19 protein-coding genes and 1 tRNA gene are annotated in these 20,360 nt (G+C 57.0%); 8 read left to right on the plus strand and 12 right to left on the minus strand.

Annotated elements, in window-relative coordinates:
- Window positions 1-4: 4 nt before the first annotated feature.
- The 6 genes from rfbA to ACXYMP_RS00660 form a co-directional block, all read right to left on the minus strand.
- Complete coding sequence (rfbA, locus tag ACXYMP_RS00635) at window positions 5-907, minus strand: glucose-1-phosphate thymidylyltransferase RfbA (RefSeq protein ID WP_458903687.1); 903 nt, start codon at window positions 905-907, stop codon at window positions 5-7.
- Window positions 891-1,757 (minus strand): dTDP-4-dehydrorhamnose reductase, encoded by an 867-nt coding sequence (gene rfbD / locus ACXYMP_RS00640; RefSeq protein WP_458903689.1) that lies wholly within the window; start codon window positions 1,755-1,757, stop codon window positions 891-893. The genes rfbA and rfbD overlap by 17 nt, the downstream gene beginning before the upstream one ends.
- A complete protein-coding gene (gene rfbB, locus ACXYMP_RS00645) occupies window positions 1,754-2,794 on the minus strand; it encodes a dTDP-glucose 4,6-dehydratase (RefSeq protein WP_458903691.1) in 1,041 nt (346 codons plus the stop codon). Before rfbB ends, rfbD begins: the two co-directional genes overlap by 4 nt.
- Window positions 2,791-3,366 carry a dTDP-4-dehydrorhamnose 3,5-epimerase gene (rfbC, locus tag ACXYMP_RS00650; RefSeq protein WP_458903693.1) on the minus strand — a complete coding sequence of 192 codons (576 nt, stop codon included), beginning with the start codon at window positions 3,364-3,366 and terminating at the stop codon, window positions 2,791-2,793. The genes rfbB and rfbC overlap by 4 nt, the downstream gene beginning before the upstream one ends.
- A gap of 87 nt (window positions 3,367-3,453) precedes the next feature.
- Window positions 3,454-4,089, minus strand: coding sequence for a sugar transferase (locus tag ACXYMP_RS00655; protein WP_298570622.1), 636 nt, complete (start codon window positions 4,087-4,089; stop codon window positions 3,454-3,456).
- Between the two features lie 42 nt (window positions 4,090-4,131).
- Entirely contained in the window at window positions 4,132-5,466 is a 1,335-nt protein-coding gene (locus ACXYMP_RS00660; RefSeq protein WP_458903695.1) for a UDP-glucose dehydrogenase family protein, read from the minus strand.
- Between the two features lie 170 nt (window positions 5,467-5,636).
- Between ACXYMP_RS00660 and ACXYMP_RS00665 the strand changes: the two genes are divergently transcribed.
- The 3 genes from ACXYMP_RS00665 to ACXYMP_RS00675 all read left to right on the plus strand — a co-directional run bounded on the left by ACXYMP_RS00665 (window position 5,637) and on the right by ACXYMP_RS00675 (window position 8,212).
- Entirely contained in the window at window positions 5,637-6,275 is a 639-nt protein-coding gene (locus ACXYMP_RS00665; protein ID WP_298570618.1) for a CAP domain-containing protein, read from the plus strand.
- Between the two features lie 158 nt (window positions 6,276-6,433).
- Window positions 6,434-6,652, plus strand: coding sequence for a hypothetical protein (locus tag ACXYMP_RS00670; RefSeq protein WP_298570616.1), 219 nt, complete (start codon window positions 6,434-6,436; stop codon window positions 6,650-6,652).
- Window positions 6,653-6,781: 129 nt separating this feature from the next.
- Entirely contained in the window at window positions 6,782-8,212 is a 1,431-nt protein-coding gene (locus tag ACXYMP_RS00675; protein WP_298570614.1) for a mannose-1-phosphate guanylyltransferase/mannose-6-phosphate isomerase, read from the plus strand.
- An 18-nt stretch (window positions 8,213-8,230) separates the two neighbouring features.
- On the opposite strand, the gene ACXYMP_RS00680 is transcribed toward ACXYMP_RS00675, so the two are convergent.
- Both ACXYMP_RS00680 and ACXYMP_RS00685 read right to left on the minus strand, forming a co-directional pair.
- Window positions 8,231-8,968 (minus strand): YjbF family lipoprotein, encoded by a 738-nt coding sequence (locus ACXYMP_RS00680; protein ID WP_298570611.1) that lies wholly within the window; start codon window positions 8,966-8,968, stop codon window positions 8,231-8,233.
- Between the two features lie 2 nt (window positions 8,969-8,970).
- Window positions 8,971-11,082 (minus strand): YjbH domain-containing protein, encoded by a 2,112-nt coding sequence (locus ACXYMP_RS00685; protein WP_298570609.1) that lies wholly within the window; start codon window positions 11,080-11,082, stop codon window positions 8,971-8,973.
- A gap of 212 nt (window positions 11,083-11,294) precedes the next feature.
- Here ACXYMP_RS00685 and ACXYMP_RS00690 point away from each other — a divergent pair, with 212 nt between their 5' ends.
- From ACXYMP_RS00690 to ACXYMP_RS00700, 3 genes are all read left to right on the plus strand, one after another.
- Complete coding sequence (locus ACXYMP_RS00690; RefSeq protein WP_298570607.1) at window positions 11,295-12,452, plus strand: acyl-CoA dehydrogenase family protein; 1,158 nt, start codon at window positions 11,295-11,297, stop codon at window positions 12,450-12,452.
- Complete coding sequence (locus ACXYMP_RS00695; protein WP_298570605.1) at window positions 12,445-13,542, plus strand: CaiB/BaiF CoA transferase family protein; 1,098 nt, start codon at window positions 12,445-12,447, stop codon at window positions 13,540-13,542. Before ACXYMP_RS00690 ends, ACXYMP_RS00695 begins: the two co-directional genes overlap by 8 nt.
- A gap of 136 nt (window positions 13,543-13,678) precedes the next feature.
- Window positions 13,679-13,755, plus strand: a tRNA-Arg gene (locus tag ACXYMP_RS00700).
- Window positions 13,756-14,434: 679 nt separating this feature from the next.
- On the opposite strand, the gene ACXYMP_RS00705 is transcribed toward ACXYMP_RS00700, so the two are convergent.
- The gene (locus ACXYMP_RS00705) at window positions 14,435-15,154 is read right to left on the minus strand and encodes a helix-turn-helix transcriptional regulator (RefSeq protein WP_298570603.1); all 720 of its coding nucleotides are present in this window, start codon (window positions 15,152-15,154) and stop codon (window positions 14,435-14,437) included.
- An 88-nt stretch (window positions 15,155-15,242) separates the two neighbouring features.
- On the opposite strand from ACXYMP_RS00705, the gene ACXYMP_RS00710 reads away from it, so the two are divergent.
- On the plus strand, window positions 15,243-15,638 hold the full coding sequence (locus ACXYMP_RS00710; RefSeq protein WP_458903700.1) for a RidA family protein: 396 nt from the start codon (window positions 15,243-15,245) through the stop codon (window positions 15,636-15,638).
- A 137-nt stretch (window positions 15,639-15,775) separates the two neighbouring features.
- Here the strand turns inward: ACXYMP_RS00710 and ACXYMP_RS00715 are convergent, their stop codons facing one another.
- The 3 genes from ACXYMP_RS00715 to ACXYMP_RS00725 form a co-directional block, all read right to left on the minus strand.
- On the minus strand, window positions 15,776-17,041 hold the full coding sequence (locus tag ACXYMP_RS00715; protein ID WP_298570852.1) for an ABC transporter permease: 1,266 nt from the start codon (window positions 17,039-17,041) through the stop codon (window positions 15,776-15,778).
- A gap of 5 nt (window positions 17,042-17,046) precedes the next feature.
- A complete protein-coding gene (locus ACXYMP_RS00720) occupies window positions 17,047-17,853 on the minus strand; it encodes an ATP-binding cassette domain-containing protein (protein ID WP_298570599.1) in 807 nt (268 codons plus the stop codon).
- Window positions 17,854-17,927: 74 nt separating this feature from the next.
- On the minus strand, window positions 17,928-18,932 hold the full coding sequence (locus ACXYMP_RS00725; protein ID WP_298570597.1) for a taurine ABC transporter substrate-binding protein: 1,005 nt from the start codon (window positions 18,930-18,932) through the stop codon (window positions 17,928-17,930).
- Between the two features lie 331 nt (window positions 18,933-19,263).
- On the opposite strand from ACXYMP_RS00725, the gene ACXYMP_RS00730 reads away from it, so the two are divergent.
- A complete protein-coding gene (locus ACXYMP_RS00730; protein WP_298570595.1) occupies window positions 19,264-20,238 on the plus strand; it encodes a LysR family transcriptional regulator in 975 nt (324 codons plus the stop codon).
- Window positions 20,239-20,360: the final 122 nt, after the last annotated feature.

Here is a 20,360-nt window from a genome sequence, read left to right on the forward strand (position 1 = left end):
CCCCTTAATGGCCAGAGCCAGGCCGGTTCGTCGTATCAAGCAGGCTGGTCAGATAACGACCATAGTCGTTCTTGTGAAACAGCTTGGCACGGGCGCGCAACTCATCCCGCGTGATCCAGCCTTTGCTGAACGCGGCTTCTTCCGGGCAACCGGTTTGCATTCCCTGGCGTTTTTGCAGGGTGCGCACGAAGTTTCCTGCATCCAGCAGGTTTCCATGCGTCCCGGTGTCCAGCCACGCGAAACCGCGGCCCATATGTTCGACCGTCAGTTCGTCTGACTCAAGATACATCTGAAGCAGCGCGGTGATCTCAAGCTCGCCACGCTTGGAGGGCATGACGCGACGTGCACGCTCTGGCGCTTTACCGTCCAACAGATACAGCCCCGTCACCGCGTAGTGCGACGGCGGAACTTTGGGTTTCTCGATAATCGCGATGGCTTTGCCATGGTCGTCGAAATCCACAACGCCATAGTTTTCAGGGTCTGCCACGTGATACCCAAAGACGGTGCCACCGGTGTCTTTGGCCGAGGCCCGGATCAGCATTTCGGGCAGCCCATGCCCGAAGAAAATGTTATCCCCAAGCACCATCGCCGAGGCAGCGCCATCCAGAAATTCTTCTGTGATAATATAGGCTTGCGCTAAACCTTCAGGCTTGGGCTGCACAAGGAAGGTCAGCGAAATACCCCATTGGCGGCCATCACCCAGAAGACGCTGGAACTGTTCTTGGTCTTCCGGCGTGGTAATCACGGCGATTTCACGAATGCCCGCCAGCATCAGCACCGACAAGGGATAGAAGATCATCGGCTTGTCATAAATCGGCATCAACTGCTTCGACACGCCTTGTGTGATCGGATACAGCCGTGTGCCCGAACCACCCGCCAGAATGATGCCCTTACGGTGTTTTGTCATGACTTCCCTCTTCCATCGCAAGCAGCACCTCGTCAAGCCCAACCCGCCAATCTGGTCGTTCAATACCGAACGCTTCAGTCGTGGTCGCGCACGCCATTCGCGAATTCAAAGGCCGCTTTGCTGGCGTGGGATACGCACTGGACGGAATGCGCGTCACTTTGACATCAAGGCCCGCACGGTCAAAGATATGGGTCGCAAAATCTGCCCAACTGCAATCAGGCGCACCTGCATAGTGATAGGTCCCCGACAGGCTGGGATCGTCCAGCAACGCGCGCACCATACGCAATGCCGTCGCCGCAATATCCCGCGCCGGTGTCGGCCCGCCATGCTGATCATCAACAATGGACAAGGCCGCCCGCTCGGCCCCCAACTTTAGCATCGTTTTCACGAAATTCGTGCCGGTTTCCGAAAACACCCAGCTTGTTCGCAATACGACATGCGCGCTGCCCACCTCGCGCACCGCGCGCTCGCCAGCCTCTTTGCTGCGCCCATATGCACCAAGTGGCGCAACCGGGTCAGAGGGGTTGAACGGCGTGTCACCGTCGCCCGCAAACACATAATCGGTCGAGATGTGGACCAGCGGAATGCCCAGCGCAGCACAAGCCCGCGCCATTTCACCGGGCGCATCGCCGTTGATCGCAGTCGCCAAAGCCTCGTCGCTTTCAGCCTGATCAACCGCGGTATAGGCGGCTGCATTGATCACCGCGACCGGCTTGAATTCGTCGATTGCCTGCGCGCATTTCCCCGGGATCGACAGATCGGCCTCTGCCCGCGACAGCACCGTCACTCCCTCAAGCCTCGCAAGCGCGGTGCCGACCTGACCGTTGGCACCGAAGGCCAGGACCGTCATGCGCCTGTCCCCAAACGTTTGCCGCCACCCGCGCGCCTTTGCGCGTCTTCGACCCATTCAGGGTTGTCGAAATACCAGTCCAAGGTGGCTTTCAAGCCCTCTTCAAGCGTGACGGATGGTTCCCAACCCAGTTCGTCCTTGATACGGCTGGCATCAATCGCATACCGGAAATCATGGCCCGGTCGATCGGTGACAAAACGGATCAGATCCGCATGCGGCGCAGCCTTGGGCGCGCGAGCATCCATATAGGCGCAGATCAGGTGGACAATTTCGATATTCGATCGTTCCTCGTTGCCACCCACGTTATAGCTGCGGCCCAACGTCCCTTGGTCCAGAATACGCAAGAGCGCGGATGCATGGTCTTCCACGAAAAGCCAGTCGCGCACGTTTTCACCCGCGCCATAGACCGGCATTTCTTTACCAGCCATCGCTTTTAGCAGCATCAAGGGGATCAGCTTTTCAGTCAGTTGGTAGGGGCCATAATTGTTCGAGCAATTCGACAACACGACCGGCAGTCCATATGTCTCGCCCCACGCGCGCACCAGATGGTCAGACGCAGCCTTGGACGAAGAATAGGGCGAATTTGGCGCATAGGGGGTTGTCTCGTGAAACGCCCCGTCCTTGCCCAGCGTTCCGAACACTTCGTCGGTCGAGATATGGTGGAACCTGAACACGTCAGGTTGACCGCGGCGCTGCCAATAGGCCCGCGCAGCTTCAAGCAAATTATAGGTGCCGACAATGTTGGTCTGGATGAAGTCGCCAGGTCCATCAATGGACCGGTCGACATGGCTTTCGGCCGCCAGATGCATGATGGCATCGGGCGCATGATCCGCCAGCGCCGCATCTACGGCATGGCGGTCGCGGATGTCCGCCTTAACAAGCACGTGGCGCGGGTTGTTGGCCACGTCCATCAAATTCATCTCGCTGCCCGCATAGGTCAGCGCATCCAACGTCACCACCTCGTCGCCCCGAGCGATGGCTTGGCGCACCACGGCTGACCCGATAAACCCTGCCCCACCTGTGACCAGTATCTTCATGTCGCCAGCCCTTCGTTCATGTCAAAGGGGGTTTCGAACGCCGCAAGCGATCCAGCTTGCGCGTCCTTTTCGCTAAGCGTTACCGTTGCCGGATCTACGCCCCAATCGATGGCAAGATCGGGATCGTCAAAGCGCACCGACATCTCGGTGTCGGGCGCATAATGGTCCGAGCATTTATAGAAAACGTCCACATCATCTGTCAGCGTTGCAAAACCATGCAGAAATCCCTGAGGCACCAAAAGTGCCGCACCATTGTCGTCGGACAACTCGACCCCAACCCATTCACCATAGGTCTCTGAGCCCGCGCGCACATCGACCGCAACATCCATGATCGCCCCTTTCAGGCATCGCACAAGTTTGGCCTGTGCGTGCGGTGGCGCCTGACAATGCAACCCGCGCACCGTGCCTTTAACGGCCGAGCGCGACAGGTTGTCCTGAACGAAAAGCGAGGGCAGACCAGCGGCCTCCATCGCGCGGGTCGAGAAGGTTTCGCTGAAAAACCCGCGATTGTCACCGAACCGCTGAGGGGTCACGATGACCACGCCTTGAAGCTTGGTTTCTTCTACCTTCACGCCTTGCATCCGCCTGTCTGCTCGCCCGTTTCGGGCGCATTGTCCATTGGTTTACTGGTTAAAGCGGATGGGCTGTGAAGGAAAGGCTTATCCCCGGATGCGCGCGGCGCGGCGCCCCGGCAAGGGAACGATTTTCGCTGCCGTCAGGTAGAGAATATAGATGTCCAGACGGATCGATTTGTTGTCGTGATAAATCCGATCAAGCCGCGCCTTGCGTGGAATGCAGCGGCGAATATAGACCGCCTCGGCCTGCGCCTGCGTTTTGCATTTGGCCAGCATCCGCTCTTCGTGCTTGTGAAAGATGATCGAGGCAAGCCCGGTAATCCCCGGCCGATCCTCCAGCACCACGCGATAGACCTCTGGGCAAGCTTTCACATAGCGCGGTTCAGGTGGGCGAGGTCCGACAAAGCTGATCTCGCCTTTGAGGACGTTCCAGACCTGTGGCAGCTCATCCAGACGGCGCGCGCGAAGCCAGTGCCCCACAGGGGTGATTCGATTCTTCTTGTGACCGCCAGTGATGCCAATGTTTTCGTGGGCAGGCACCGTCCGCATCGTGCGGATCTTGATCAGATCAAATTCCTTGTCCATCGTCGAATTGCGACGGGACCGGAACATAAAGGGCCTGCCATCCTTGGTGATGACAACGACATACAAAACTCCCAACGCTGGCAGGACCAACACGCACAAGGCAAGCGCCAGGACAATGTCGAATAGACGTTTCATCGTCGGTCGTTTCCGCTCGTTGGTCCCGTCGTTGCGGGGGTCTTAGCTGTCCCAGCCGTCGGGCCCGAAACCACGCCGGCCAACGGCACAATAGGCCTCGAATCCCGCACGTTTCGCATCCTTGGGCGAATATATATTGCGCAGATCGGCCATCCTTGGGGTTTCCATCCGTTTGGCCAGACGTTTCAGGTCCAGCGCACGGAATTCATTCCATTCGGTCAAGAGAACAACCGCATCTGCGTTCTGAGCCGCCTTATACGCATCTTCAAGCCAATGTGCACCCGGCAAAAGCGCCTCACCTTCAGCAAGCCCTTGCGGGTCAACCACCCGCACCTTGGCGCCCTGGCCAATCAGCGCGGGCACAATGGTCAGGCTGGGGGCATCGCGCATGTCATCTGTGTTGGGCTTGAAGGTGACGCCTAGAACCGCAATGGTTTTGCCCGAAACAGAGCCACCACAAAGATCAAGGATCTTGTCCACCATGCGTCGCTTGGCTTCCTCATTAACGGTGATGACGGCTTCGGTGATTTGCATCGGCATACCGTGTTCCTGACCGATCCGCGCCAAAGCACGGGTGTCTTTCGGGAAGCAACTGCCGCCATAGCCGGGGCCTGCATGCAAGAACTTGTTGCCGATACGCCCGTCCAGCCCGATGCCTTTCGACACTTGTTTCACATCCGCGCCGACACGTTCGCAAAGGGCTGCGATTTCGTTCACGAAAGTGATCTTTGTCGCCAAAAACGCGTTGGCCGCGTACTTGATCATCTCGGCGCTTTCCAGATCGGTTGTGACGATGGGAAAATCGCGCAGAAACAGCGGGCGATAAATGTCAGCCATCACATCCGAGGCCCGGTCGGATTGCACCCCAACAATAACGCGGTCTGGGCGCATGAAATCGTCGATTGCCGCCCCTTCACGAAGAAATTCGGGGTTCGAGGCGACATCGAATTCCAGTTCCGGATGCGATTTCTGGATCAGTTGCTTGATCTTGCGGTTCGTGCCCACCGGCACCGTCGATTTGGTGACGACGACGGTATATTCCTCGACCGAATCACCAATCTCTTCGGCTGCTGCAAAGACGTAAGTCAGGTCAGCATGGCCATCGCCGCGCCGTGTCGGCGTGCCAACCGCAATAAAAACGGCGCCAGCGCCACGCACAGCCTCTTTTAGGTTCTGAGTGAAGGACAAACGACCGGCGGCGACGTTCTTGGCCATCAGATCTTCCAGGCCAGGCTCATAGATCGGCACCTGCCCAGCTTCAAGCATCGCAATCTTTGCGGGATCTTTGTCAACACACACCACTTCGTGGCCGAAATCCGAGAAACAGACACCGGACACCAAACCGACATACCCCGTTCCGATCATTGCAATCTTCATGTGCTCAAAACCTCACCTTAAAAAACTTTCCAAGGGGATGGGACATACCAGACAGCCTGTCAACGGAAAGCGAAAGCCCGCTTATCCAACGATGGCCCCATTTCCGCCATGCCTGCGTCATGGCATTACGGCACAAGGGTAGGGTTGATAAGTTCTGGAGAGTTATAACGATGCCCCTGAATGCGCTCAAATCCCTTTCGGTCTTTGTCCTTGTTGCCTTCGCAGGGCTAACTGGCACGGCTGAGGCTGGATGCACCATCAAAAAAGTCGCTGGTGCAGAAAAATCCATTCCTGTCAAAGGCTTGAACCAAAGCTTGCTGGACCGCGTTATCGTCGAACGCGTCAACGCGGAACGATGCCGCCGCGGCTTGCCCGCACTTACCCCGACAAGCGGATTGCGCAAGCAAGCCACCCGGCATTCAGCCTGGATGGCTCGTAGCCAAAAGCTGTCTCACAAAGCCAACGGAACGAACCGGCGCAGCTTGACCGACCGCTTGCGCGCTTCTGGTGTGCGGTTCCGCACGGGTGCCGAGAACATTGGGATGGTTCACCTCTATGGAATAGATGGGCGCAACTTCATGATTCGGTCGTCAGAGCAATGCAGCTTCACAACCCGTGATGGCCGTCAAATCGGGCGCCACAGCTATAACAGTCTGGCAAAGCTGGTTGTGCGAAAATGGATGGAATCACCCGGGCATAGAAAGAATATACTGGCGCGCAAGATGCGCTATAGTGGCGTTGGCGCAGGCGTGCAGCCGCGGTCGGGCTATTGTGGTGCGGTTTTCCTTACCCACATCTTTGCCGGGTGACGTAGGGTATTGCATCGGTGCCACAGAGTGGAAATCTTCCGCCGAACAAGGGGTTCCAAAACAAAAACACACTTCCCATAGCGTCCGGTGTGTGCAAAACAAACATGGACGGCTCGCTAAATCGGCGGTGCCCGCGAATTAATTATGGAGTATGAAACATGAAAAAAGTGATGACCCTTGCCGCTGCTGGCATGATCGCCCTGTCCGCACCCGCTTTCGCTGGCGCATATGGTGACGCAGTTGTAGAAGAAGAAATCGTTGTTGTTGAAGAAGCTGGTAGCTCGCTGGGCAACACCGGTCTGGCTCTGCTGGGTCTGGCTGTCGTTGCTGGCATCATCGCTGCAAGCGATGACGACACCACGTCGACCACCAACTAATTCTGATCGCCTCTTCAGAGGCTTTCAAACGGAAACGGCAAGCCCAAGGGCTTGCCGTTTTTGCTTTCAGGGGTCATGATTCCAGCTAAGGCAAATCTGTCTGGCTTGAAGCGTGAAGGAAGCTCTGCGTTGCAAAAGATCGTCCCGATCATTCTGGCAGGTGGCGTTGGCACGCGGCTCTGGCCCTTGTCGCGCAAAAGCTACCCCAAACAGTTTCGCAAAATCAGCGACGCACCCAGCCTGTTCCAACAAACCGCGCACCGCTTTCAGGGTCCGCTGTTCCAGCGCCCTGTAGTGGTCACGCATGACGACTATCGGTTTCATGTGGTCGAACAGATGGGGGAAATCGGGGGCCTACCCGAGCTGATATTGCTTGAGCCTTTTTCCCGAAATACAGCACCCGCCGTTCTGGCCGCCGTTCTGGCCTTGGCCAAAAAAGACCCTGACGCGATTTGTCTGGTCACCCCATCAGATCATTTCCTTCCCGACACCGACGCGTTTGCTAAGGCGGTAGAAAGAGGTCTTGAGGCCGTGCGTGCCGGTCGCATGATCACGTTTGGCATCACGCCTGACCGGGCCGAGACCGGATACGGATATCTTGAGCTTGAGGGCTCGCATTCTGGTGACAACGCCGTTCCACTGAGGTCGTTCAAGGAAAAACCCGGGTTGGAAGCCGCCGCCCAAATGCTGGCCTCGGGTCGCCATCTGTGGAACGCAGGGATTTTCCTGTTTCGGTGCGCCGACATACTTGCCGCTTTCCAGGCGCACGCGCCAGAGATGTTAGAGCCAGCCAGAACGGCGCTTGAACAGCATAAACGCGACCTTGGCTTTACGCGCCTGTCTGAACAGGCATGGGCCACGCTGCCGGATATCTCGATCGACTATGCTGTCATGGAACACGCGAATAACCTTTCGGTCGTGCCCTATGCTGGGCGCTGGTCTGATCTGGGCAGTTGGCAGGGGGTTTGGCGTGAAGAAAGCAAGACAAGCCCCACCGGGGATGGCGTCGTCACCATCGGCAATGCCCATGCCGTGGATTGCGCGGGCAGTTTGCTGTTTGCCGATGACACAGGCCAGGCGCTGGTCGGCCTTGGGCTTCAAAACCTCGTTGCCGTTGCCATGAAAGACGCCGTTCTGGTCGCGGACAGATCGCGCGCCGACCAAGTCGGTGCTTTGGTTGAACACCTGAAATCGAACGGCATTTCACAAGCCGCCACCCTGCCCCGCGACAATCGCCCTTGGGGGTGGTTTGAAAGCCTTGTGTCTGGAACAGGGTTTCAAGTGAAGCTGATCACCGTGCACCCCGGCGGCGTGCTGTCGCTGCAATCCCACGAACACCGGGCCGAACACTGGATCGTTGTTGAAGGCTCTGCCAGCGTCACGATCGGCAGTGACACATTCACCTTGGCCGCGAACCAGTCAGCCTATGTGCCGCAGGGCGAGGTTCACCGCCTTGAAAACACCGGACACACCGACGCGGTTCTGGTCGAGGTGCAGACCGGCCCATATCTGGGCGAAGATGACATCACGCGATATGAAGACGCCTACGCGCGCGGTTAAACAGGCGCACCCGGTCGGTCAGAGGCGCAGGTTCTGAATGGCAAGGCTGCCGATCCGCTGACTTACCCACTGGCTGGATTTCAGGACGCGGCCACGCCCGTCGACCCAATACAGGTTGTCAAAACTGATCGCGTCTTTCCGGCACTGTTCTTTCAACACAACGGCATCTGCATTGATGTCACCAATGGCGACCCGCTCGGATTTCAGCCGGGACAACGAGCATTCAAGCACCAACCGTGTGCTTTGCCCCAGGTCTCCGAGGTAGTAATGCTCACGCTGATAGCTTGCCGCGCGACGCGATGTGATCGCAGCCACAGCGGCATCGATACGCGATGCCATCAGGTCTTCGCCCAGTCCGCGCGAATTTGAAAGAACGCCGCGCTTGAAGGTCAAACCTTGCCCGGCAGCACTGCCCCAAGTGACGTAGCCCGCGTTGCGTCCAACGGGGTTCATCGCAAGCACGGCATTGGTGTCGATGCGCACAACAAGCGCGATCGGCCCAGACGTTGCGGCAAGCGCTTTCGCGACAATGGCATTGGGGTCCGGTGCTTTTGCGCCGCCACCGGGGGCCGGTTTCGCTGACCCTGCGCCGCTGGCTTTCGTCGAAATCTTTTTGCCGGCCTCTTTCAGGAACTTGGCTGCAGCGCCCGATAGCTCGGTTTCACTGTCGTCCGAACCGCACGCGGTCAGACCGATTGCGACGCAAAGGCCAAGCAGAACCGTCCGCAGCGACGGTTTGGAAAACTGGTCCACCACGATTACCTCCAGAACTTACCCCAACGGGATGACAAGGCATCGCCGTGACCGTCTTCAACCCATTCAAACAGTCGCCCATCGACATTCAGACGGGCGCCTCCGTCGCGGGCAAGTGAACGAATTGTTGCATCTGACGAATTGCGCGATGGCACGCCAAGCGCCCATTCCAACGGCAGCGAAATCCGAATGCCTTTGTCGAATGAGCCTTCACCAAAATCTTCGGCAGACACATTGGTCTTGGTCACATAACCACCGACTTTCCAGCCGTTGGCGAATGTTCGGTCCACGGCCAGCGTGGCGCCATAGTCGCCGGCCAGATAACGGCCCGCATCCACACGGGTCGAGAAACCGTTGCCAAAATCGTAATAGGCCGAAACATGTCCGGTCACGATGCTGTAGTCGCGGAAGCTGAACAACTGATCATAGTCGCGCTTCTTCACCCAGTTCAGCTCTGCGCCGATCGCCAGCGGGCTATCCACGGGTTTCCAAAGCACCTCGCCCGAGACACCACCATACATCTTTTCAAGATAACCAACGGTTACGCGGCTATAGAGGTTTTCGGCCGGGCGCCCATACCAAGCCGCTGTCAGATGATCGATCGCCGGGTCGCCCTGCGCTGCATACAGCGCGCTTTGCGTGCGCACCGGTGGCAGCTTCGAAGTGTTGGTATAGGTTGCGTCGTCCAGATTTCCCCAAATGCTTTTGGAAATGGCCCCGGACAAAACGATATTCGGGGCAAGTTCGTATTGCGCGCTCAGCTTCAGGCCGACTTCGCCACGGATGGGGCTTTGTGGATCAAAGAAGCTGACGGCCATATAGGGCGCAAGCGCCCAACGGAACCGGTTTTCGGTGTTGATCAGCTCGGAATTGCGCACCGCTCGCGGGGTCGCTTCGTCGATCGTCACGCGTTTGAACATGTCAGTCGAGGGCGCGTGCTCCAACCTTTCGATATCGCTGCGACGCATGGTTATGGTCGACAATGGAATCCCATTTTCAACCAGCGTGATGACGAAGGTTTCCACCGACGGCGGCATCGCATGGGTCAGGACACGCGCGGTGCGGCCAACGGCCTGCGCTTGGGAATTGTAGCGGTTGTTTTCGACCTTCAATTCGGCGCGTGTCGTGCCAAGCGCCATGCCTTCCAGCGCGATCCCTTCTTTGCTCAACGCATCGGAAACAGCTTTGCGGATACCCGTTTCATTAGAGGGGTCTGCGATCCAGTCCGTGCTCCACGCAGCCGCATTGCCACGCGCGGGGCGCGGTTTGACCGGCAGCGGGGCGCGTTCATTGCCCGACCGGGACTGCGGTTGGCGCGGGTTCAGGCGGATGGTGAGGCTTGCGCCAATCGTATCGCCCGCAAGGTAGAAGGCATTCAGGTGAAACGCTGGTGACACCTGATAATCGACGCCGAAGTTGAAAGGTGATTTGTGCGACATGACACCAGCCGCGACCTCTTGCACGAACGCATCTGAGGAATATTCTGCCTTGACCGTCAGCTTGTCGTTGATCTTGTAGGACACGCCAGCGAACGGGGCAAAATCCCCCTTGAACCACTGGCTTGCATTCAGTGTGCCGCCCTTGCCAAAGTCCCATGCCGGACGCGTGCCGCCGATCGAGCCAATTGGCTCGTAACTGCCCAAACGTCCCCAGCCCAGACCCCCGGTAACCCGCAAGCGATCACCGATGGATTTGGTGGCGACAATGTATTCGCCTGCGTAGATGCCTGTGCCAATAAAATCTCGAATGCCGACCGAAACAGCGGGCAGGTATTTCGTTTCATCCAGAACGCGATAGCGAAGATCAAAACTGCGGTCGAAATAGTCCCCGACCCGCGGATGAAAGTCTGCAATCTTCGTATAGCGAAAACTGCCCGAAAGCCGTGGCGTGATCTGGAAGGTCAGAGTCCCGCTGGCGTTGGGGCCATACTGCGAATAGGTGAAGGCAAGTTCGCTGTCCGCCGCCACTTCGGCCGTCGGCATCGAAATCAAACCGGGTGTTCCATAGAACGTATAGCTTGTGGATTGCGTTCCAACATCCGCCAACGCCGGCGTGGTCGCCGCGCAGGTCAAGCCCAACGCAGCAAGTTTACAGAAATCCACCCGTGAAATGCGCACCGCCATCTCCGTTCAACGTCTTTTTTGTTCCAATACGTGATCCAAGCCCACAAAGCACGTAAAACCGTCACTAGGCCGTTGTTTGTGGTGGATTGTCGCGCAATTGCACAACACGTGTAGCGACCCGTTTAGCGCCTGTAACGCCACGTTACCAGCCCAACTGCAGCGTGCTGGGATATAGTTGGGAAAAGTCCTTCAAATCGGAGCGCACAATGAGCCTTTTCACCCCCTCTGCCGCGTGGGTCAGCGACGAACACCGCATGTTTGCTGATATGACCAACCGCTTCTTCGCCGATGAGCTGACGCCCAATATCGAACGCTGGGTCGACCAGGGCATCGTGGACCGCGACTTCTGGCGCACTGCCGGGCAAGCCGGGATCATGGGCGGCGCCATTCCCGAAGAACATGGCGGCGCGGGCGGCGACATGGGGTTTGAAAGCGTCGTGATCTATGAACAAACGCGCACCGGCGATTGCGGTTGGGGCTATGGTATCCAGTCCATCGTGGTGCACTACATCACGGCCTATGGCACGGACGAGCAGAAGGCACGCTGGCTGCCCGGACTGGCCTCGGGCGAGATTGTCGGAGCCATTGCGATGACCGAACCAGGCACCGGGTCAGACCTTCAGGCGGTGCGCACGCGGGCGGAAAAGGACGGCAATCAATACAAGATCAACGGATCAAAGATCTTCATCACCAACGGGCAGGCGGCCGACCTGATCATCACCGTCTGCAAAACCGACCCAGAGGCAGGATCGAAAGGCGTGTCCCTGATCGTGGTGGAACCGGACCAGTGCGAGGGCTTCAAGCGCGGCCAGAACCTGAAAAAACTGGGCATGAAGGCCAATGATACGTCCGAGCTGTTCTATGAAGATGTGAAAGTCCCCCAGACCAACCTGTTGGGCACCGAAGAAGGGCAAGGCTTCTACCAACTAATGAAACAACTGCCGTGGGAGCGGCTGCTGATCGCCATTCAAGCCCTTGGTGCGATTGATTTCGCTCTGGAGCAGACCATCGCTTATACGCAAGACCGCAAGGCTTTCGGACAACGTGTGATGGATTTTCAGAACACGCGCTTCAAGCTGGCCGAATGTAAGACCAAAGCCGAGGTTCTGCGCAGTTTCGTCAATGACGGCATCGCCCGGCTGATCGACGGGACACTGGACGCGCCCACCGCCTCGATGGCGAAATACTGGGGCAGCGAGGTGCAGAACGAGGTGATGCACGAATGCCTGCAACTGTTCGGCGGCTATGGCTACATGATGGAATACCCCATTGCGCGGCTCTATGCAGATGCCCGGGTGCAGATGATCTATGGCGGCACGAACGAGATCATGAAAGAGCTGATCGCGCGGTCGATTGATGTCTGAGGTCGCTGCAAACGGCCCGCTTCGCGGCGTCAAGGTCGTTGAAATTCAAGGGCTTGGCCCAACGCCCTTTGCCGCGATGTGGCTGGCCGACATGGGCGCGGACGTGGTGCGCATTCAACGCCCGAACCTCAAACCTCTGATCCCTCAGAAGGTTGATGTTCTGAACCGGGGGCGTGGGTTTGTCGAGCTGGACCTGAAAAGCCCTGCCGACCGCGACCACGCCCGCACGCTTGTCGGTCGGGCTGACATGTTGATCGAAGGGATGCGCCCAGGCGTGATGGAACGACTGGGACTTGGGCCAGAGCACGTTGCCGCAATCAACCCGAAACTGGTCTATGGGCGCATGACAGGCTGGGGCCAGTCCGGACCTCTGGCACAGGCGGCGGGGCACGACATCAATTACATTGCGATCACCGGTGCGCTTCATGCCATTGGGGGTGAACATCCGGTCCCGCCCTTGAACCTGCTGGGCGACTTCGGCGGCGGCGGAATGTATCTGGTCGCCGGAATGCTGGCCGCCTTACACGCCGCGCGTGAAACAGGACAGGGTGCGGTCGTGGACGCAGCGATCACCGACGGCACGGCCCACCTGATGGCGATGATCTATTCAATGCATGGGTCTGGGCTGTGGGTGGACACCCGCGAGGCCAATCTGCTGGATGGCGGCGCACCATTCTATACGGTCTATGAATGTGCATGCGGTGGACATATGTCGGTGGGTGCGTTGGAGGCAAAGTTCTATGCCGAATTGCTGGACCGTATCGGTTTGGCTGACGCTGGCTTGCCCGCCCAGATGGATATCGAGGGGTGGCCAAAGCTCCGCACAGCATTCGCGGACCGCTTCATGACGAAGACCCGCGACGAATGGGCCGCACTGCTGGAGGGAACGGATGCTTGCTGTGCACCGGTCCTGTCGTTGAAGGAGGCGCCGCACCACCCGCACAATCGGGCGCGTGGCAGCTTCACGGACATTTCAGACGTCACCCAACCAGCCGTCGCCCCACAGCTTTCGCATTACCCTGGCCATGCGACTGCCGGAGAAGACAATGACGCCTGCGCCTTCGAAGATGTGCTAAAGCGCTGGTCATAACCAATGGACGCTGCCCTTGGGGCAATACCGAAAGTGCAGGTGTCAGACAAACGCTGGTGACGCAGGAAAGAGTCTGGATTTATCCAATTTCGCCCTTGCAAACCCAGCGCCGGGTCGGTAAATCCCCGCCTACCGCGCTCTGGTAGCTCAGCTGGATAGAGTACCTGACTACGAATCAGGGGGTCGGGGGTTCGAATCCTCCCCAGAGCGCCATTTCCTCTTTGTCAGACGTCACACGACTTTGACCTTTACGTCATTAACTGACCCAATCCCCACCTTTCATCCATCTGGTCGTTTCGTTTGATCCCGTTTCTCAATTGGAAAATCAGGGGCTATTTGAAGGTCAGACGGCGAAGCCGCCTGTTCCTGCAAATCTGCCACGTGGCGAACGCGGGTGGGGGCGAGGCAATGCAGTCTCATATCTGGGAACGCTTTCTTCTGAACAGCGTAGATCTTAAGTCAGCCTTAGACCCAGCCCTATCTCGGTTGCATAACAATCGTAGCGGTACACTCTGCGGGCGCGCCATTCAACGCTGCGCCATCGCCATAAGAGGGGGCAATGGACTCGTTCCGGACCTTCGCGGCAACCTTTGCGAATGGCCGCTTTTCAATTTTGGGTCAGAATTGCTCGACGTTTGGCTTAGAATTGAATGACGTGGGTCGCTGATTTGATTCAGAAAATCCGTCGCATTGAGTCAAAAGTTCGCGACGTTCCATACTCTTTGTAGAACGTCAGATGAATTTGACCTTTGCGTCAAAAATCTGGTCCAATCTCATCCTGTTGACCCTTAGGCAGTTTCATATGATCTGATCAGCCACGAAGCGGACGCGGACGGGAACGAGCCCAGACAGACTGATGCCGCAGCATGACTGGATGACTGTTTTGGCAATCTCAGTGTGCCAGCTGGCTATAGGGGCATACATCTTCGTCGAACGGAACATGGCGACGACGAAAACTTGTGCCTTCGGCGGCGGCTGGGTTGCTGATCCGATCCATCCGAAAGTGCCGAAAGGCCGCTCGCGTTGGATCCCAAGCAACCAGATACCAAAGCGGCGGTAGGATGAGCATTGCTTGCGGCTCGACCTCTCGCTTGGTCTTGCGATCTTTTGCGTCACGGTAGTCGAAGCGGATGAATTGGCGGTTCAGGAATGTGGTCTCGAACACAGGCAAAAGTTGGGGGTCCATACTGCCCATTTCTGACAGGTCCTGAAGCGGAGAGAGCTTTCCGATATGCAGACAGTCAAGAAAAGCGCGCAGGTCGCGGACTTTGTCGCCGGGGAGTGCTTTCTCGATCTTGGCGAGGCCAGCGTCGGCCAGATCCGAGAAAGGCAGATTGCCAGCAGCCCGCATCGCCGCGACACTGATCAGAAGGGCAAACACCTCGGGGACCGAAAGCCTGGCCGTGGTTTGCATGGACTGTGGATCAAGCTGCAGGCCACCACCCCGCCCGACATCAGAATGAATGACAAAGCCCGCGTCGCGCAACGCACTGATGTCACGAAGGACGGTGCGGCGTGACGCACGAACCTCATCGGCAAGGTCATCAACTGTCGTCGTTCCGTTGCGGCGAAGGCTACGCACGATGGCGTCATGTCTGAGTCGAATGTTCATGGCTGGATCATAGCATAAATGGTGACATATTTTGGCACCTTTTAGTTCTAGACCGACTTGAGAAACATCAAACAAGGAGAATCATGCGATGAAACGTACTGCTGTGAACCCCTGGGACTGGTCGTTGAAGCTGGGCTACAATCAGGCTGAAATAATCGAAGGTGCTACGCGACAGGTTGTCTGTGCTGGTCAGACCGCCGTGGACGACCAAGGCCATCCGCAGCATCCGGGCGATATGCGTGCCCAGATCAGTCTGGCACTGGACAATTTGGAGGCTGTTCTCGAACAGGCCGGCTTCGATTTGAGCGATGTGACAAAGCTTGGCGTCTATGCAACGGATGTGGATGAAGCGTTGAAGAATTTTGACGTGATGGGGATGCGCTTTGGACCGCATCAGGTCGCCCCGCCCATGACGCTTCTGGGTGTCACGCGCCTCGCAATCCCCGGACTGCTGTTCGAAATTGAGGCAACGGCAGCGGCCTGAGTGAAAACCGTGAAGCGGTCATTCGAGCGCTTCACGATCAACCGCGCGGCGGCTGCCAGGTTGCCACGGGAGCGAATACATGTGGTGACCGTCGGCTGAAGCAACGAAACCAGCCTTGGTCGCCCAACTGACTGCAGCTAGCTTCGACCCTTCCACGGCACCAGAAGATTTTCGGCTTTGCTCATCAAGATATCGATGGCAAAGCCGATGACGCCAATCAGGATGATCCCCATGAGCACGATATCGGTCAGCTGGAACTTCGACGCGACCATGATCATCATGCCCGCCCCCTCGGACGCGGCGACAAGTTCGGCGGCGACAACAGTGCCCCAACAGACACCCATTGCCACCCGCGCGCCCGTGAATATCTCGGGCAGAGAGTTGGGCATGATGACATAGCGCATGATCTGAAATTTGCTTGCGCCCAACGAATAGGCTGCATGAACCTTCGAGATATTCACGCCAGAGACGCCCGCCCGCGCCGCGATCGCCATGATCCAGAGCGAGGCAAGGAACAACAGGATGATCTTCCCGGTTTCACCGATGCCGAACCAGATGATCACCAAGGGGATCAGGGCCAGCGGTGGCACCGGGCGCATGAATTCGACGATCGGTTCGAACCAACCGCGGAACCAGTCGGACAAACCCATCGCATAGCCCAGCGGGATCCCCAAAAGTGCGCCAAAGAAGAAACCAAGGATCACGCGAAACAGGGAATAGCCCAAGTGCTTCCAAAGCGTGCTATCGCGGTAACCTTCATTGGAAATCTCGACTGCACGGCTCACCACTGCTTCAGGCGGTGGTAGCCAAATCGGTTCCATTTGCAATCCGCGCGGCGGCGCAAAGCTGATGGCGCCCTTGTCAGTCAGAGAGAAGCTGCCAGCCGGCGATTTAACCCTGCGACTTCCGTTGAATTCCACGCCATCAATTGCCACGACGCGTGCGCCGTCACTTCGTTTGACCTCGTCGTTCTTGTCAAACAAGATCGTCGTCGAGCGCGAGGCACTCATCGCAACAGCATCGTCCTTCGCGATACCATCGCCTTCATCAACGTCGAATTTCTGCGCTGTTTCACCAAAATCGAAGACACGGACATGGACTGTCGCATCGTCGCGTGTGCCGTCTTCGGTCTCAAGCGTGTAGGTGAAGGATGTCTCGCCTACAAAAGGCCCGGGCGCGTGAAGAAAACCTGGCACCCAATTGGAACCAGTGAAGGACCCCCAGATCAGGAAGATCGTCACCACGGAGACAATTGAGGCAACGCGGTTGGACGTCACAGCGCTTTCGTCACCAAACGTCACTGTTTTCAATGACGTGTAGTCTTGCGTCGTCCGTCGCACAAGGAACCTGACCACCAGAAACGAAACGAAAAAGATCGCGACATAAACGGCGAGGATGAGCAAACCAATCATTTTGTGTCCTCCGAACGTCCCATGATTTCTTCTTCCATGTCCCAGATCATTTCGAGGATTTCTTCGCGGGTTTCGGCATAGCCTTCGGCCTGCTTTACCTCGCGCAGATCCGCGCCAACACCCATGTCAGCGAATGGCAAATTGTATTCCTTGTGGATACGCCCCGGACGCGGTGCCATCACCAATAGACGCTCGCCCAAAAGGATCGCCTCCTCGACCGAGTGGGTGATCAGGATGATGGTCTTGCCGGTCTCTTTCCACAGCTTCAGAACAAGCCCCTGCATCTTTTCGCGCGTCAACGCGTCGAGCGCGCCAAGCGGCTCGTCCATCAAAATCACATCCGGGTCATTGGCAAGACAGCGGGCCAAAGCCACACGCTGTTGCATACCACCGGACAGTTCGTAGATCGCCTTGTCCTTGAAGTCGCCTAAACCAGTGACATCAAGCAAGTGGTCCACATGTGCGCCCCATTGCGCCTCGTTCTGGCCCTTCATACGGGGACCGAAGCTGACATTTTCGCGGACATCCATCCATTCGAACAACGCACCTTGCTGGAACACCATGCCACGCTCGGCGTCTGGGCCGGTAACAGTGTGCCCATTCAGGATAATCTGACCCTCGGTCGGCGCAAGAAAACCGGCGACGATGTTCAACAGCGTTGTCTTGCCACAACCGGATGGACCCAAAACACTCAGCAGTTCGCCGGTATTTAGTTCCAACGAAACGTCTTTAAGCGCCTGTACGTGGGTGCCGTTCGGAAGGTCAAACCGCATGGAAATATTTTCAATTGAAAGCGTGGACATGGGGTCTCCGGAGCTGCTCGCAGAAAAAGATGGCGCAAGAAAAAACAATCTTGCGCCATCGAGGGTAGGCTCGCTTACATGCCGCCGACAGCGGCCAGCGGCCCCGTATTCACCGCGTTCTCGTACGTATCAAGCGCACTATCAATCGACCCGGCTTCAACAAAAACGTCAGCGACGCCTTTCATGAACTCCTGCGCACTGCCACCAAGCCAAGTGGCGCTCAGTTGCTCTTCAACTGTCGGGAAGCTGAAGGTCGCCATGGTTTCCATGGTCGCTGCTTCGTCCATGCCAGCATCCTTGGCGATCAGCGGCAGCATTTCGGCATGGTTGGCTGGATCAGCCCACATCGCGTTCGCGTCAGCTGTCACCGCAAGGAACTTGGTAACCATGTCGCCGTTCTCGGCCACCCAATCAGCCGGACCCGAGGTCACATCAAACACAAGAATACCAAGTTCGGTCTTCTCTGCGCCGGTGATGAGCACGTTGCCATGTTCCAGCGCACGGCGCAGTGAGCCGCCCCAACCGCAGAACATATCGACAGCACCCTGCGCGATCGCGGCGGCACCATCGGGGGGATCCATGTCGACCACGTCCATGCTGGCAACATCAACGCCAAAATGGCTCATTTGCTTGAGGAACCCATAATGCGCTGCCGTGCCAAGCGGAACGGCGACCTTTTTGCCCGCAAGTTCCCCGGCGTTGGATTTGTCGATCTCAAGCTCGGACCGCACAACGCAGTTGTCGTTGTCGGCATAGGACACGGCCACATCAAGGATCTGCAGATCCTGACCGGCGGACGTTGCCACAACGAACGGCGGCACGCCTTGGCTGACTGATAGATGAACGTCGCCGGACGCCATCGCAGCCGACATTTTTACACCGCTTTCAAAGCTGACCCAATTGATGTCGACGCCCAGCGCTTCTTCATAGGTGCCCATTTGCTTTGCATATTCAAACGGCATCGGCCATTCGAGGAAATACGCGACCGTAATTTCTTCCGCCGAAGCTTGCGCTGCGCTTAGCACTGCAACACTGGCTGACAACGCCGCAACGATGTTGTTTCTGATCTTTGCTTTCATAGTTTTCTCCCTGTGGATTTGGTGACCGTTCCACCTTGCTGGCGGTTTGGTCGATTTATCAAAAGTTTCCAGCATCGTCAGTATGCTGGGTGCCCGAAAGAGCCACCACTCTTGTGCAACCTTCAGGCCATGTTTGAATTAATACCATATCTCGGCCTATCGTGGCGTCCTTTCATCACAGTGCGATCACGAACTAAATGCGCCACGGGCCGAAGGCTTCCACATATTCCCGTAACGATAGACGCAAATCTTTCAATTTCGAATTCTTGATACTAATATTCTCACGTAGCGCTATTAATACGGCTCTTCCAAAGACATTGGAACCACCGACATGCCACAAAAAAACGTTCGCAAAGAACTGAGTCTTAAGTGGCTGGAACTGTTCCAGATATGTGCGCAAAAGGGGTCTCTGCAGACTGCCGCCAAAGAGGCCGGTCTGACGGTCAGCACCGTTTCCCACCATCTCAGAAGTCTCGAAGACCATTTGGGGGTTGAGCTGTTCAATCATTCCCGAAGACCCATGGTGCTTACACAGAAAGGTCAGATTTTTCTGCGGAACATAGATGATGCCTTATACGCAATTCGCAAAGCCGCGGCGGAGGCATCGACCAGCAGCATATCCGGGGCAAGTTACCTGAGGTTGGGCACGGTAGAAGACTTCGATAGCGATATTATTCCCGAACTGGCCGCCTATTTACTCGAGAGCATGCCGCATTGCGATTTTCTCTACCACACGGCTTCCAGCCATACGCTCATTGAAATGATGCGCAATCGTCAACTGGACCTTGGTATCGCGAGCAACCCGACCGAGCAGTTTCGCGACCTGCAAGAACGCCAGCTGCTGCAAGATCCCTATGTCTTGGTCCTTCCGTTGGACATCGAGCAATCAATATCCGACATTTTCGAAGGCCAAACGAAGCTGCCCTTCTTACGGTTCTCCAGCGACCTGATCATCGCGCGCCAGATTGAATCACAGCTCAGGCGCTTGGGCGTTTCTTCACCGCCAAAGTTTGAATGCAGCAACAACCAGACACTGATGGCGATGGTGGCGGCTGGGGCTGGTTGGACCATTTCAACCCCGCTTCTGTTTTCACGTGCCAAGCGGTTTCACCCGAAACTGCGAATGCACCGCTTTCCAAGCAAAGGTTTTGGTCGGACTTTGGCGCTCATGAAAACACCTGACTGCTCTCAATCGTTGTTTGAGCTCGTTGACGACAAGGTGCGGACCCTGATGAGCACGCACGCGATCGCGCCCATTCATAAGAGCTATCCATGGCTTGCGGACAGCTTCAAGCTCATCTCATAACGCCGCCGCGCGCTATTATGAGATATTGATAAGTAATATTTTATTTTCTCTGATAACTGTCTGTAGCGTTGCGATCTAAGGCAAGGCGCGACCCTATCATTGGAGTTGCTTGTTGGAGGCAC

It is taken from the genome of Aliiroseovarius sp. CAU 1755, from assembly GCF_054482655.1.

Excerpts from the sequence above, each read along its gene's own strand:
- ACXYMP_RS00660 (WP_458903695.1), bottom strand. The coding sequence starts at position 5,466 with ATGAAGATTGCAATGATCGGAACGGGGTATGTCGGTTTGGTGTCCGGT.
- rfbD (WP_458903689.1), bottom strand. The coding sequence starts at position 1,757 with ATGACGGTCCTGGCCTTCGGTGCCAACGGTCAGGTCGGCACCGCGCTT.
- rfbA (WP_458903687.1), bottom strand. The coding sequence starts at position 907 with ATGACAAAACACCGTAAGGGCATCATTCTGGCGGGTGGTTCGGGCACA.
- ACXYMP_RS00690 (WP_298570607.1), top strand. The coding sequence starts at position 11,295 with ATGAGCCTTTTCACCCCCTCTGCCGCGTGGGTCAGCGACGAACACCGC.
- ACXYMP_RS00710 (WP_458903700.1), top strand. The coding sequence starts at position 15,243 with ATGAAACGTACTGCTGTGAACCCCTGGGACTGGTCGTTGAAGCTGGGC.
- ACXYMP_RS00655 (WP_298570622.1), bottom strand. The coding sequence starts at position 4,089 with ATGAAACGTCTATTCGACATTGTCCTGGCGCTTGCCTTGTGCGTGTTG.
- ACXYMP_RS00705 (WP_298570603.1), bottom strand. The coding sequence starts at position 15,154 with ATGAACATTCGACTCAGACATGACGCCATCGTGCGTAGCCTTCGCCGC.
- ACXYMP_RS00665 (WP_298570618.1), top strand. The coding sequence starts at position 5,637 with ATGCCCCTGAATGCGCTCAAATCCCTTTCGGTCTTTGTCCTTGTTGCC.
- ACXYMP_RS00730 (WP_298570595.1), top strand. The coding sequence starts at position 19,264 with ATGCCACAAAAAAACGTTCGCAAAGAACTGAGTCTTAAGTGGCTGGAA.
- ACXYMP_RS00695 (WP_298570605.1), top strand. The coding sequence starts at position 12,445 with ATGTCTGAGGTCGCTGCAAACGGCCCGCTTCGCGGCGTCAAGGTCGTT.
- rfbB (WP_458903691.1), bottom strand. The coding sequence starts at position 2,794 with ATGAAGATACTGGTCACAGGTGGGGCAGGGTTTATCGGGTCAGCCGTG.
- ACXYMP_RS00720 (WP_298570599.1), bottom strand. The coding sequence starts at position 17,853 with ATGTCCACGCTTTCAATTGAAAATATTTCCATGCGGTTTGACCTTCCG.
- ACXYMP_RS00725 (WP_298570597.1), bottom strand. The coding sequence starts at position 18,932 with ATGAAAGCAAAGATCAGAAACAACATCGTTGCGGCGTTGTCAGCCAGT.
- ACXYMP_RS00670 (WP_298570616.1), top strand. The coding sequence starts at position 6,434 with ATGAAAAAAGTGATGACCCTTGCCGCTGCTGGCATGATCGCCCTGTCC.